Annotated in this window: 14 protein-coding genes and 3 pseudogenes; 9 read left to right on the top strand and 8 right to left on the bottom strand. The window is 46.6% G+C overall.

Annotated elements, in window-relative coordinates:
- Positions 1 to 11 precede the first annotated feature (11 nt).
- On the bottom strand, positions 12 to 179 hold the full coding sequence (locus tag FY046_RS12765) for a YnfU family zinc-binding protein (protein ID WP_213202360.1): 168 nt from the start codon (positions 177 to 179) through the stop codon (positions 12 to 14).
- 34 nt (positions 180 to 213) lie between these two features.
- Complete coding sequence (locus FY046_RS12760; protein ID WP_133846531.1) at positions 214 to 462, bottom strand: hypothetical protein; 249 nt, start codon at positions 460 to 462, stop codon at positions 214 to 216.
- Between the two features lie 591 nt (positions 463 to 1,053).
- Between FY046_RS12760 and FY046_RS12755 the strand changes: the two genes are divergently transcribed.
- Both FY046_RS12755 and FY046_RS12750 read left to right on the top strand, forming a co-directional pair.
- Complete coding sequence (locus FY046_RS12755) at positions 1,054 to 1,533, top strand: YciE/YciF ferroxidase family protein (RefSeq protein ID WP_446186119.1); 480 nt, start codon at positions 1,054 to 1,056, stop codon at positions 1,531 to 1,533.
- On the top strand, positions 1,524 to 2,453 hold the full coding sequence (locus tag FY046_RS12750; RefSeq protein ID WP_446186198.1) for a manganese catalase family protein: 930 nt from the start codon (positions 1,524 to 1,526) through the stop codon (positions 2,451 to 2,453). Before FY046_RS12755 ends, FY046_RS12750 begins: the two co-directional genes overlap by 10 nt.
- Before the next feature lie 131 nt (positions 2,454 to 2,584).
- Here FY046_RS12750 and FY046_RS12745 read toward each other — a convergent pair.
- Positions 2,585 to 2,713 (bottom strand): annotated as a pseudogene (locus FY046_RS12745) (phage integrase); the annotation flags it as partial.
- Position 2,714: 1 nt separating this feature from the next.
- Here FY046_RS12745 and FY046_RS12740 point away from each other — a divergent pair.
- The 6 genes and pseudogenes from FY046_RS12740 to FY046_RS12715 all read left to right on the top strand — a co-directional run.
- Positions 2,715 to 2,894, top strand: a pseudogene (locus FY046_RS12740) (replication endonuclease); the annotation flags it as partial.
- 327 nt (positions 2,895 to 3,221) lie between these two features.
- Positions 3,222 to 3,413, top strand: a complete 192-nt coding sequence (locus FY046_RS12735) for a hypothetical protein (protein ID WP_446186118.1) — start codon at positions 3,222 to 3,224, stop codon at positions 3,411 to 3,413.
- Positions 3,414 to 3,425: 12 nt separating this feature from the next.
- Positions 3,426 to 3,992, top strand: a complete 567-nt coding sequence (locus tag FY046_RS12730; RefSeq protein WP_446186117.1) for an ABC-three component system protein — start codon at positions 3,426 to 3,428, stop codon at positions 3,990 to 3,992.
- Positions 3,986 to 4,486, top strand: coding sequence for an ABC-three component system middle component 5 (locus FY046_RS12725; RefSeq protein WP_446186116.1), 501 nt, complete (start codon positions 3,986 to 3,988; stop codon positions 4,484 to 4,486). Before FY046_RS12730 ends, FY046_RS12725 begins: the two co-directional genes overlap by 7 nt.
- The gene (locus tag FY046_RS12720; RefSeq protein ID WP_446186115.1) at positions 4,473 to 6,410 is read left to right on the top strand and encodes an AAA family ATPase; all 1,938 of its coding nucleotides are present in this window, start codon (positions 4,473 to 4,475) and stop codon (positions 6,408 to 6,410) included. The genes FY046_RS12725 and FY046_RS12720 overlap by 14 nt, the downstream gene beginning before the upstream one ends.
- A gap of 273 nt (positions 6,411 to 6,683) precedes the next feature.
- Positions 6,684 to 6,908, top strand: coding sequence for a DUF2188 domain-containing protein (locus FY046_RS12715; protein WP_045894789.1), 225 nt, complete (start codon positions 6,684 to 6,686; stop codon positions 6,906 to 6,908).
- A gap of 33 nt (positions 6,909 to 6,941) precedes the next feature.
- Here FY046_RS12715 and FY046_RS12710 read toward each other — a convergent pair.
- From FY046_RS12710 to FY046_RS12700, 3 genes and pseudogenes are all read right to left on the bottom strand, one after another.
- Positions 6,942 to 7,061 (bottom strand): annotated as a pseudogene (locus FY046_RS12710) (phage portal protein); the annotation flags it as partial.
- 13 nt (positions 7,062 to 7,074) lie between these two features.
- Positions 7,075 to 8,180, bottom strand: a protein-coding gene (locus tag FY046_RS12705) for an IS3 family transposase (RefSeq protein ID WP_446186197.1) whose coding sequence is annotated in 2 segments (ribosomal slippage) — positions 7,075 to 7,925 and positions 7,925 to 8,180 — 1,107 coding nt in all. Because the reading frame shifts where the segments join, the coding sequence is not laid out codon by codon here.
- A gap of 304 nt (positions 8,181 to 8,484) precedes the next feature.
- On the bottom strand, positions 8,485 to 8,904 hold the full coding sequence (locus FY046_RS12700; protein WP_227536287.1) for a GNAT family N-acetyltransferase: 420 nt from the start codon (positions 8,902 to 8,904) through the stop codon (positions 8,485 to 8,487).
- A gap of 132 nt (positions 8,905 to 9,036) precedes the next feature.
- Here FY046_RS12700 and FY046_RS12695 point away from each other — a divergent pair, with 132 nt between their 5' ends.
- On the top strand, positions 9,037 to 10,869 hold the full coding sequence (locus tag FY046_RS12695; protein WP_171148528.1) for a methyl-accepting chemotaxis protein: 1,833 nt from the start codon (positions 9,037 to 9,039) through the stop codon (positions 10,867 to 10,869).
- A gap of 61 nt (positions 10,870 to 10,930) precedes the next feature.
- Here the strand turns inward: FY046_RS12695 and FY046_RS12690 are convergent, their stop codons facing one another.
- Entirely contained in the window at positions 10,931 to 12,139 is a 1,209-nt protein-coding gene (locus FY046_RS12690) for a diguanylate phosphodiesterase (RefSeq protein WP_212814330.1), read from the bottom strand.
- Between the two features lie 217 nt (positions 12,140 to 12,356).
- On the bottom strand, positions 12,357 to 13,502 hold the full coding sequence (locus FY046_RS12685; protein WP_259150059.1) for a Gfo/Idh/MocA family protein: 1,146 nt from the start codon (positions 13,500 to 13,502) through the stop codon (positions 12,357 to 12,359).
- Positions 13,503 to 13,701: the final 199 nt, after the last annotated feature.

Here is a 13,701-nt window from a genome sequence, read left to right as displayed (position 1 = left end):
TGAAGTCGCGTTTACTGATGATTAACAATAAACAGTGATTTACAGGCAGGGCAAAGTAATGTCTGGTTTTGACGAATTTTGCTGGCTGCATGAGATGAACGGTGTCCACACAACGGGCACGTTACCGTCGATGTCGTTGCCGTGTTAATACGCTTCATAACATCACTAAGAAATGACATGGTACAGGCCTCACAAAACGAGAAATTAATTTCATTATGGCGATTTAGTTGTTTTTTTAAATTCTTTTATCCAGTTAGTGTAGAGATCTATCATTGCCACAATGTCTGTTCCTGGCGAAACATCACGGATAAATAATTTTGCTTTATTTTCATTGACATCAAAGGCATACAATGAAGTTTTGGCATTAAAGGTTCCATGATCGCCATCCTGAACAATGTTGGCATGATCGAATTTGATCAACGGCCACTTTTCCAGACGCGAGAAGAGATGATTTTTATCCATAACTCTCCGAATTAAAAGGAAAATAGATTTACCACAAAGAAAACAACACTAAAAATAATCACCCCTGCCGCGGCCTGATATGATGATTTTTAATGATTAAGTTTAGCCTTTGAAGGGTATTTATAAATCAACCTTCTTTTAACACTCTATACCCAGGGGGGGGCAATGTCGTGTTAAATCCTTAAAATATCGAATTACACCTCAATCTCTGTTTTAATGACGGCAGGCGGTTGTTAAGCGCCTTTCTACTGCGTCATTCAGGACATACCACTGCAATTTGGCTTTTTTCCTAATTTTCACAACTCCAAATCCATAATAAAACCTGGAAAATAAAATTTCATCCTATCGTGGCAATATTCTATTTCAGCGCATTCCTTTTTTACTTTTTTCATCAGAATTTTCATTTAAAATTTATCTGTCGCAATGGTCATGAAAACAGCCAGTTGCTAAAGCCCCGCGCTTTGCCTGAATGCAATAATAACGTCATTTATTTACCGCTCCTCTTTTTTTATCGTTCTTTTATTGTGAAGTGCGCCAGGCTTGTTAGGTCAGCACTCTAATTATCCCTGCTACTTATTGGAAGAAAATATTATGACAATTAAAACGCTTGAAGATCTTTTTATTCATGAATTATCTGATGTTTATAGTGCAGAAAAACAGATATCCCGTGCATTGCCAAAAATGGCGCGGGCAGCAAGAGACGAGCAGTTGGTCGCCGCTTTTAAGCTGCACCTGGAGGAAACGCGCGGACAAATTGAGCGCATCGATCAGCTGGTGGAGATAACGGATGGCGTAAAAATCAAGCGCATGAAGTGCCACGCTCTGGAAGGTTTGGTGGAAGAAGCGCAGGAGATTATCGACTCCGTTGAGGCAGGCCCGGTACGTGATGCGGGCTTAATCGGGGCCGCGCAGAAAGTGGAGCATTACGAGATAGCGACTTACGGCACGCTGTCGGCGCTGGCCACCAAACTCGGCTATAAAGAGGCGGCTCAACTGCTGAATGAAACCTTGCAGGAAGAAAAAGACACGGACGATAAGCTGACAGCCATTGCACAACAGCAATCGGAGTAAGTTATGTTCAGACAGGGGCAGAACGACAACACACTGTACGGGTGGCCGGGCCAAATCCGGGGCTGGCGAATCTGTTACTTGAGCAATTTGGCGGGCCGCAGGGTGAGCTGGCGGCGGCGTGTCAGTATTTCACTCAGGGCCTGGGCGATAATGATCCCGGCCGTAAAGATATGCTGATGGATATTGCGACGGAAGAACTGAGTCACCTGGAAATTATTGGTTCGCTGGTGGTGATGCTGAATAAAGGCGCAAAGGGCGATCTGGCCGAATGCACGGATAAAGAGGGCGACCTGTACCGTTCGATTACCGGTAACGGCAATGACAGACATTTGACGTCGCTGTTGTACGGCGGTGGCCCCGCGTTGACTAACTCTGCAGGCATCCCCTGGACGGCAGCCTATGTCGACTCGATTGGTGAAGTGACCGCGGATCTCCGGTCAAATATTGCCGCAGAAGCGCGCGCGAAAATTTTATATGAACGCCTGATCAATCTGACGGATGATCCGGGTGTGAAGGAAACGCTGGGGTTCCTGATGACGCGTGAAGTCGCTCATCAGATTTCTTTTGAAAAAGCGTTGTACTCCATCAGCAATAATTTCCCTCCTGGCAAGCTGCCACCCATCGAAAAGTACGCGACGGTGTATTACAACATGTCAGACAGCGACAACGTGCGGGGAAGCTGGAATGCCGATGAAAACTTTACCTACGTCAGCGATCCTCAACCGGCAGTGGATGGCGGTGATGGCTCTGCCAGCGTGACCCTTCCTGCTGACCAGCAGGCGAATAGCGACCAGCTATTACAACGCACGGCATCCGATCCTGACATCAATCCGGTAACGGGTACCGATCTCGGGGCAGTGCCACCAATAGAAAATACCCTGGCAAAAAAGGAACCAGCAGGAGACAAAGGCACCGATTAGCCGTTTATCACTGTCGGTAATAAAGCGTGCGGGCTCCTTCGGGGGCCTTTTTTATGTCTGGCGAAACTGGAAAACCATGCCAGACAAGGCTTCTCGTTTTACTACTAGCAGTCAAAAGCCATAAAAAGCACCTAGGGTGTGGACGTTATGTGGACAATTTGTTCATGGTTTTCACCCTTCAACGGGTTGAGCAAAATCGCATCCTGCAGGCACTGCGGAGCGAAGTGCGCGTAGACCATAGTCTGTGCGATTTTCGTATAAGAAGATGGTGATGTGAAGGGCGCTGTAACATAGGGCTATGTAGCGAAGCACCTCAATCAAGGTGGTGCAGCCGGTTACATCGCAAAATACATTGCGAAGAATATCAATGGTTACGCGCTCGATGGTCAGATCCACGATACCTGCAGGCCTCTCACCGATACAGCCGCAGCTGTAACCACTTGAGCGTCGACGTGGCGCATCCCGCAATTCAAACCTATTAACTGAAAGCATAGGTATTCATCAGATAAAATAGTTTTTTACTTCCAAGTTCCAGTTAATTTGTTATACTGTGTTTATGTACAGTATTTTGGGGAGGGAAAGAAATTTTAGATTAGCAGCATGAGATGTCCATATGTCTGACTATCAAATCATGCTAATCCTTTGGATGATTCGTGCGGAGAAAGCAGAGTGTGATCAGCCTTGCATAACTAGTTGATGTTCTTGAGTTGTAGATAGTTGATATTCATTTTAGTATGTGTTCATAAAATCTACTTTAAGGATATCGGAATGGACTGGATTATTCACATCATCACTTTCGTCGTTGGGTTAGGGGCTGGATGGTCGATTCGTATTGTGTATTCACCGCGTAAGAGTGTTGGCAATCATACGGAAGGCTCGAACAACCACACTGTAACCCAGACTGGCAACAACGTTACTAATGGGAGCATTGTTGGTGGCAATCAGGATAGTTCGCATTAAGAGGGATTTTGTGTGTCTATCGAACAGTCGGGCAATGCCGTTACCAATGGCGACATAATTGCGGGTAATCAGACCAATCAAACTATCCATCAGTACGCTGCTAAGGGCACTAATCGCGAGATACAAGGCCTCTATGAGCGTCTAAAGAAGGGCGAATCTGGTGATTCAAACTCGGCATTTTGTGCCGATCTTGAACATTATATGTCTCTTCAGCCAGAAATTGATGTTCGAGGTCTCGATGCAAAATTGGTCGAGAGCAATAGAACGGATTTGTTATTTTTAGCGAAGCAGATGAAAGAAAAGGCCGCTAAAGCTATAATGCGTCGCCAAACCTCAAGAACTGCGCAAAGAATATTTGTGATTATTTTAGACCAAATTCATTATGATTTTATAATGAAGGTGACTCCACTCATAGAAGAAGATAGCCCGAGGAAAGTTGTCGACGAGAAAATTGGCTCAATAATTGATGAACTATATGCTTCATTGGGTGAGAATTTATTAGAGCTGACAGCTAAAGATCTTTTGGGTTTGCTTTTTTTTCTAGGTGGTAATTGTCATATAAGGTGGGATAAATGCTAATTTACCATCCAGCATATGATGCGTATCATTGTCTTTTTAGAATGATTGCGTTGATAGACCATGTGAATGAGATCGAAGTTGATAAAGCAAGGATATTAGATTTTTACCTTATATTCCCTGCTTTGGTTTCGGAGATTAGAATGCCTCATAACTATAGTGCCATTAAAAAAGAGGCTAAGAAATATTCTAATGAATATAGAAACCCTATTAATATTTCATCAACATTTAGAGATATGCATGAGATTCAAATGGCTGCAATTAGATGCCTCGCCGCAACTGGTTTGATTGAGATAGTATCGCTAGAAAAAAATATTATTAAGCGTACGCATAAATCTATTCCAGACGGTTTGCTATTATCAATGCGAGATTTTATAAATGCAAAAAAAGATATTCATGAATTTATAGTTACTACATTGTCACAATTCCATCTGACAGGGAAGGATGGACTTAAAGATAGAACGAATTTAATGGAGTTTAGATATGACTTTTCTTAATCCATCTTTTTCAGTAAGCAGACTGAAAGTGTTCCAAAATGGACATGAGGCATTTGGGTGTGACTTTCATAAAGGTGTTAATGTTATAAGAGGGCGTAATAGCTCCGGTAAGACGACCATTATGGATCTTCTGGCCTTTTCTATTGGGGCTGAAAATATAAGATGGAAGCCTCAAGCTCTTCTTTGTACCCAAACTTTGGTGGAGGTGCTTTTAAATGACAAGCCTGCTTGTTTCAAAAGAGATATCAGTAAGGAGTCGATGCGGCCGCTCAGTATTTTCTGGGGGACGATGAACGAAGCTCTTCAATCTTCACCAAGCCAATGGGAAACTTATCCCTTTAAACGTTCAGAAAAGTCACTAAGTTTTTCCCAAGTAATTCTAAATGCATTGGACATGCCGTTAGCCCAAGGTGAAGGTGCGTCGATATTAACAATGCATCAAATTCTACGAGTTCTGTATGCAGATCAGCCTTCAGTACATAGCCCTATTTTTAGAAATGATAATTTCGATAAAGCTTTAACTAGGGAGACTGTTGGTGATTATTTATGTGGAATATTTGATGATACTCTCTATAGTTCACAGATAAGACTCAAGCAAGTTGATTCTGAGCTATCAACTAAAATCACAGAATTAAAAAGTATATTCACGGTTTTAGGTCGTTCCGGGCAATCACAAAACATACATTATATAGAAGAAAAAATTATTGAGTTGGAACAAGAGAAAGATGAAATATACACCAAGCTAGAAGCGTTGAGAGGTCGGGAAGTTTCTGAAGGTAATAATAAAAGTGCTGATAGGGAAAAAACTGCTGATCTACGTAAGCGATTAAATAAAGCAAAAGAAGCAGAAATAAAAAACACTGATCTAATTAATTCCTTAGAGATGGAAGTGGCTGATTCTGAGATGTTTATCAATGAATTAGAATCAAGATATCAGGCATTAAATGAGTCCAGCGTTGCTAGAGAATATTTCAGTAATGTACAGTTTCAATTTTGCCCTAGCTGCCTAAGTGAGATACACCTCTCTACTGAGGGGGGATGTACATTATGTAAGAGCCATGCACCTGAGGGTAGTGAAGCTCCTCAATTGCTGAGGATGAAAAATGAAATCTCTGTGCAATTGAAAGAATCAAAATATCTTCTTGAGCATAACTTAGAGCAACTCAGTAAAATAAAACTTGAGGCGCCATCTCTAAAGAAAAATGTGCAAACTTTAGTTCGCGAATATGAGACTGTTTCAACGACATGGGAAAATGCTTACGAAATAGAGTTTGAAACTCTGACAAAAGCGCTTGGCCGAGTTGAAGAAGAGATTAATCAAGCTTATGAATCGCAAAAGCTAAGTGATGTGATTTCAGAACTGCAAAAAAATCGTGATGCTTTGCAGTCAGAAAAAGAGCGGTTGGAATCATTGATTGAATCCTTGCAAAGCAAAGAAGAAATTAGGAAGAATGATATATCTCAGGTGGTTGAAGATATCATGTCTAGGCTGCTTAAGCTTGATCTTCCTTTGCAAACTGAGTTTATAGATCCTAAGCAAATCAACTTTAGCTTTGTTGATAATGAAGTTTATGTTAATGGATCTAAAAATTTCTCGGAAAGTTCTGCTGTCGTGCTAAGACATATTTTCCATTTGGCTTTGCTTACCGCAAGTCTGAAAAAACACTATATGCGATTGCCGCGCTTTTTAATGCTTGATGGTATAGATGATGGTGGAATGGAGAAAGAGCGTAGTCATAATTTACAGAAAATCATAGTTCAAGAAGCTAAAACATATGAGTACGATTTTCAGTTAATTTACGCAACTTCTGAAATTAATCCAGAGTACGAGAATACAGATTTGATCGTTGGAAGGTACTTTAACCCTGAAGCTAGATCTCTGAATGTGAGTTATGTAGCAGTCGATAATGGACAATTAATTTAAAAACGAAAACCATGCATTACGATGCATGGTTTTGCATTTAAAAAATAAGTTAACCATCTTTACCCTTCATTAGATTTGGTCTGAATGTCAGAGGAAATGCAACTGCATTAAAACCGACCCATAAAGTGGGTAGGCGTGGCGGGGAAAGCATTGCGTGCTGGAGTGGGGAACATGATTAATTTGGGATGAGATCTCTTTCACAAATCTGCCGTTTCGCTTTGGATAAAATCCGGTTGACAAGCCCTGTGTCTAACTAACGGTTGGAGGTCATTGATGGACAACTATCACATTACTAAAGACGGTGATAAGTGGAAATTGCAGAAAGAAGGGAACACGAAACCTAGCAAAACGGCAGACACGAAAGCCGAAATGATCAAGCAGACACAAGAGTTTATGTCTGACAAGAAAGCGTCAGTCAAAATTCATAATGTTGACGGTAAGATTCAAGAGGAAAGAACTTACCAAAGAAAAGATGATCCTAAATCCTCCAAAGGCTAGTTAGATTAAAGCCGCCTTAATGGCGGCTTAGCTTCAGTTGTCGAGAACGTAGTCTTTGAACCGGATCACCTCCATCCTGAGCCAGTCATTAATCTCTTTAAATCGCTCCTGCAGCGGCGTCAGCTCGTTACGTACGAACACCCGCGCCACTGTAAGTATCCCAGCTTTAGTTCCAGGCACTTTTTGAGTTTTCCGGTTTCTCAGCCATCAGCCGGTATTCTTCCGGTGTCAGGTTATTCAGGGACTCATGAGGTCGCTCACTGTTGTACTCATTCAGCCAGCGCTCCGTTATTTCCCGTGCTTCATTCAGTGTTCTGAACAGGTAAAAATCCAGTATTTCTGTCCGGTATGTTCGGTTAAACCGCTCTATAAACGCGTTCTGTGTCGGCTTACCCGGCTTGATAAATTCCAGCATCACATCATGATCTTCAGCCCATTGCGCCAGCGCCAGTGATATGAGTTCCGGCCCGTTATCCATCCGCATCTTCAGCGGATATCCACGGTTTGCTACTATTCTGTCCAGCACCCGGACGACACGCTGCGCGGGGATATTCAGGTCAATTTCTATCGCCAGAGCTTCACGGTTAAAATCATCGACAACATTGAAAGTCCGAAAACGTCGGCCACATGTCAGCGCGTCGTGCATAAAATCAATCGACCAACTTTGGTTGAGTGCTTCCGGCGTTGCCAGCGGAGCCGGATTGCGCACCGGCAGGCGTTGTTTACCCTTACGACGAAAATTCAGTTTGAGAAGACAGTAAATCCGGTGGACACGTTTGTGGTTCCAGACGTGCCCCTGCCTGCGAAGTACCTGAAAAAGCTTCTTAAAACCGTAGCGGGGATAGCGCTCAGCGACCTCGGTCAGCCTCTGGATCACCGCATCATCACGTCGCGTATCCGGTTGATAACGAAACACCGTCCTGCTTAGCGATAACGTCCTGCATGCCTGGCGTATGCTCATCGTAAATTGCGTGGTCAGATAGTTGACGAGCTCACGCTTTATCGCTGGTTTTAAAGCTTTTTTTCTATGACGTCTTTCAGCGCCCGGCATTCCAGACTCAGATCGGCAAACATCTGCTTCAGACGACGATTCTCGTCTTCAAGATCTTTGATCTTTTTGATATCAGCGGCTTCCATACCGCCATATTTCGCCTTCCAGTTGTAATAGCTGGCTTCAGAAATAGCAGGACACACATCTTTGACGGTTCGACCAGCTTCTACAGATTTCAGAACGGCAATGATCTGGTGCTCGGTGAATCGGATCTTACGCATAGCGATCTCCTCAGGTGACATAATCAGTATGTCGGAAGATCTCTAAAAATGAATGGGCCGTTTTGGTGGGATACTTACAGTTACACGACTATTACTCTCCTTGTATCGCGACGGGAACGGTCCTTTTTAAGGATGGATCTTCTGGGGAGTGGGGTATTTACGATACTGGATATGGGTCTGTAGATTTCAAGGACGGAGTAAATAACATCGTAAAACAAAAGTATTTTCTTAATTTAAACAGTCAGTGGTTGAAGGAATGATCCGCGCCGATAAAGATTATCTGGTGCGGAAGAAAAAACATCAGCTACCTGAGGCGTTTAGTCAGATAATGACGCTGCATACCCGGGTCGGGAAAATCGGGCAATGTCATTTGCAGCACAAATCCCTGCTTTTCATAAAAGGGCAGTGCCTGAAAGCTGAAGGTATCAACGAGAACATGCTGTGCACCTTTTGATTTCGCTTCTTCTTCGGCTATCTGAATCAGTTGAGCGCCAACGCCCGCGCCTCTGATATTTTCGCTGACCCATAAATAGTCAATCGACAGCCAGATCCCCACCAGAGACGCCATCACTCCCCCGATGATAATGCCCTGTTGATCGCGGCAAAAAACGCCGACAGGTCCCCAGCCGCTTTTATCAATAAACTGGCGGTTATATCCTCTCAGCCCTTCTAGCAGCGCTTCTCTGTCTGCCTCAGGGATATCGCCAACCTGGGTAAATTCCATTCATCAGTCCCTCTGAAATTGTGACCATTACGTGATAATTAAGTAACTAAATAAACTGTTTATTTAACAAATCCTGCCGATAACTGAGCGATTTTCTTAAACAATTGTTGTTCAACAACGGAAGGTTATCCAATGAAAAAGTTGTTTGTTTACTTTGAAAATATGAGCGTTGGGAAAAAATTGATGACAGGTTTCGGCATTGTGCTGATCCTCAGCATCGCTGTCGCACTCTGTGGCATTAAGAATCTTAATGATATTGCTGTCCGGGCAGAAAAAGTTCGTATGCTGAAACTCGTCACCGATCAGTTTGCGCTGGCGAAGGATACGCGTATGCAATTTATTAAAACCCATGACGAGCAGTTTATCATCGCTAATGATAAACACTTGCAGCAAATCGAAACCGAGATCGGCCTGCTGAAACAGCTGCCCTGGCACCCTGAGCAGTTGACCTTGCTCAACAGCCTGACCGGACTGATCGCGGAGTATCGTGATAAACGAGCCCAAACGGTGCTTGAAACCCAAAAACGCGTTCAGATAGCCGCAGCACTTTCTATCAGTAACGAGAAAAATGCGATCGCGCAGATTTCTTCAGGCTTTGCAGGCCGGGCTGATGCAGCAGCGCTGGAAGCAGCACTGTCTGAGGTGAACAAGCATCTTGATGGCGTCTCAACCCGCTTAACGCTGCTGGAATTGCAAAATACGGAAGCCGCGCAGAATGCGTTAACCGGTTTCCTGGCAGAGTCCGTGCAGTTAATACAAAATCTGGTGCCGCAAATGACGCCTGACAACAGCGAACGTTTACAGAACATCGCCAGTGTACTGAATCAGAAAAAAGAGAGCGTGGCGGGCTATCGCACCTCGTTCCTGGCAGAACAGGAGGCGACAGGCACGTTGGCGAAGGCGGGTTCCAGCCTCACGACCATTAGCGGTCAGCTGTTTGAAGACGAGATCGGTGCCACGCAAACCGATATCGACGACGCCATCTTCTGGATGACGATCATTCTGCTGGCGGCGGTGATCATGGGCGTAGCCACCACCCTGATTATCACCCGTCAAATCACCACGCCGTTATCCGCCATTCTGGCCTTTACTCAGCGGATTTCTGGTGGGGACCTCAGTACCAGCCTGACCACCTCGCGCCGCGATGAGATGGGCACACTGACTAATGCCATCGGCGGTATGAATGAAGATCTGCGCCGCATCATCGGTGATATTCGCAACGGTGTTGCACAGGTGAACATGGCTTCTGCCGAGATTGCCGATGGCAATAATGATTTGTCTTCGAGGACGGAAGAGCAGGCTGCCGCACTGGAGCAGACCGCTGCCAGCATGGAGCAGTTAACCGCCACGGTTAAGCATAACGTTGAGAATATCCATCATTCCACCAGCCTTGCCCAGACCACGGCGGAAATGGCCAATAAAGGCGGGGTAATTGTCAGCCAGGTGACGGAAACCATGCGGGCGATTACGGCCAGTTCGACAAAAATCAGTGATATCACGTCAGTCATTAACAGTATTGCGTTCCAGACCAACATTCTGGCACTGAATGCCGCAGTTGAAGCTGCGCGTGCCGGGGAGCAGGGGCGCGGTTTTGCTGTGGTGGCCAGTGAAGTCAGAAATCTGGCGCAGCGCAGCGCCGAGGCAGCGAAAGAAATTGGCGGGCTGATTGAGGCATCGGTCAGGCAGATCGATATGGGGGCCGGGCTGGTGGAGCAGGCAGGTGGCACCATGCGTGACATTGTCACTTCTGCGGAGAGCGTAACCGGCATTCTACAAGAGATTGCTCAGGCTTCCGACGAACAGAACCGGGGTATTTCGCAGGTGGGCGTAGCGATTAACGAGATGGATAATGTGACACAACAGAATGCGGCGCTGGTTGAGCAGTCGTCATCAGCGGCAAATTCCCTGCGCGATCAGGCGGAGGGTCTGCTGCATTCCGTTTCGCGCTTTACCACCGCGGCATAAGGCGGTAACACTCTTAACCTAACCCCGGCACGGCAGAGAGCAGCGCCGGGGTTAGGCCGCATCAAACTTTATGCGGCCAGGCCACGGCAGGTATTCCATTAAGCAGCGGCCGGGCAAAAAGGTAACCCTGGAAATGGCGGATACCTGCGGCTTCCAGCCAACGCCACTCGGCAGCGGTTTCCACGCCTTCTGCCACCACGGTGATCTCCAGTGAGGCGCAGCAGTTCACGATAGCCTGAACAATTGCCTGCTTAGGGCCATTGGTATGAATCGCTTCGATCAGACAGCGGTCGATTTTCAGCTTTTCTGGCTGAAGGCGGGCCAGCAGTGATAACCCGGCAAATCCCGCACCAAAATCGTCAATCGCCAGGCTGATCCCGGCATGACGTAGCTGATGGATGGCTTTTTCAAACTCATCGAAACGGGAAATAAACTCATCTTCGGTCACTTCAACTACCACCTGTTCCGGCACCAGACCATTACGGGCGATTTGTTCCAGCAATATATTCACCGCATCAGGCAGCATCACCAGCGACATTGGTCGCAGGTTCACCGCGATTTGCGCGCTGCCAATATCCATTTGCCTGGCCAGCGCAAAGGCGACATCTTTGGCATGGAGATCGGCTTCGTAGAGCTTATCGGCCGGAATGGTGGCGAAATAATCCGCGGGGGAGCCGCCGGAAGCACTGCGGATCAGGGCTTCCAGATAGCTTATTTTCCCTGTGGCCGGTTCAACAACAGGCTGTAGTGCAAACTGGCAGGCTGCCTGTTCAGATGCCACCGGCACGACCTGGACTGACGGTGCCCGGCATTGAAAATCCCACTGCGCGCTGTCATCAGGCAGGGCCAGATCGTTTTTACGCGGGCCTTTAACAAAGGTTCGGATGAATTTAAACACCCGATCACCGTAAGTGAGCAGGTATCTGGCGGTGCCCTGGTTCAGGACCTGCTCAATGATTGCCTCAGCGCTGGCATTGCGCATATCAATCACCGCCATGCCCAGCTTGCCGAAACGGCGATCCGGCGCATAATCACGCATCAGTTGCACAATCTGGGTGTGCCGGGAGTCAGCACAGACGCGGTGGAACACCTGATCAATCGACTCAGAAGGACCTTCCAGTATCTGAAAGAAATAGTCGCCGTCGAAAAGTAAAATTCCGGTGACATTGACCGTTTCATTAAAACGTTGCGCTTTAGCCGCAAGGCGTTCCAGAAAATGCGGACTGACGCTTTTGCACAGGCGACTACGATAAATAAGCGTCGTTAACATACATTCCGGACCTGATAGAGAGGTGAGCCATTTTGTCTTAGAAAACGAATCTATCGCAGACTTCGCCTCTGCCGCAAGCAAGCGTTGATACAGATGGACGTAAAAAAACCGGCCCGAAAGCCGGTTGAGGGAGCGTGCCAGTCTATCAAGTGATAACAGCCTGTCCGGCAAGGGGGGTAACACACCGGATCAGGAGAGGTGCAAACTCACCTCCAGATTACCCCTGGTGGGCATCGAATTTTTTCCAGGTTTCCGTTAAATCAATGACCTGACGTATTTTTCTCGCTTCATCAATCTTAATTGCAGTCAAACCGGCTTCCAGTGCATCTACCACGGAGACTTTCAGCGGCGTTCCCTGAGTGATGTGTTTGACGATCTCTTCCGCCATCAGTGCATCGGCACCGTAATGACCGTCGTACGCATTGCCACCGTAAGAGGTATCCACTTCTTTTTCGCCCGTACGCGCGTTGTGAACGCGGAAGTAGTTACGCACAAAGTCCCCTTCGGCCATACCATCGGTGCCCATCACGCAGAAACGGCGGAACTCGTCAGGCACATTCAGATTGGCATGGAAGGACAGGGTGGCACCGTTGGCGTATTCAATGATCGCTGTCTGGTAGTCAACAATATCAGCGTCGCTGTCAAAGACGGCATCCGTGCTGGACCAGCCGCTCGGTTTCTCGTGATAAATCTCGGATGCTGCGGTGATCGCGCCCTGCGGGGCATGTTGGGGAGTGAACGACTTACGGCCGCCAAAGCTGGCCACCCGCACAGGGCGTTCAGCCATCAACCCCTGATAGAGGTCGATATCATGGCAGCATTTTTCCAGAATGTAAGGACCGGCATACTTCTCCAGACGGCGCCAGTCACGCTGGAAGAATGCACCGTGGTAAGGCTTGATGTGTTCGGTGGCTTCCATCGAGGTGATTTCGCCCAAACGGCCCTGATCGCGGGCGGCCAGCAGATCGTGGTAGAGCGGGGAGTAACGCAGTACCAGACCGACCAGAATACGTTCCTTGCCGTACTGGCGCACCAGCTTCGCCATCTCCATCGTCTGTTCTTCGTTAATCACCACCGGCTTTTCAGTGAACACGCGGTAACCCGCCGCCAGCGCCTGGCGAATATGTTCCAGATGCATAAAGTTAGGGGAACCCACCAGAATCAGATCGAGTTCACCCGCTTGCAATAACGCCTCGATGGAATCAAAGGCCGTACCGGGTGCAATACCGAAGCTGGCCAGATTAGGCAGCCCCGCCGGGGCGGGATCGAAATAGCCGGCGATTTCAAATGATGGGTCGGCTTTGCTGAACTCGTGAACCACATGGGACAGGCGAAAACCAAGACCGATAATGCCTACTTTCATGTTAAAACCCCTGACGGAAATGCATGAGCGTGAGGTGAAGGCCAGTTAACCGTATGCAGACAGGTTCGCTGGAGATTATCTGACCACCAACTTATTACGGCAAGAAAACTAATGTCAACACGCGCACTGAGACATTTCACCAGGTTATTGGTTAATGCATTGTTATAAAACATTTTTAATGAAGGTGATTTTCGTCATA

This window comes from Erwinia sp. 1181_3, assembly GCF_052824965.1.
Note: the sequence above shows the minus strand (reverse complement) of the source record. Positions and strands in the feature narration are given on the sequence as shown.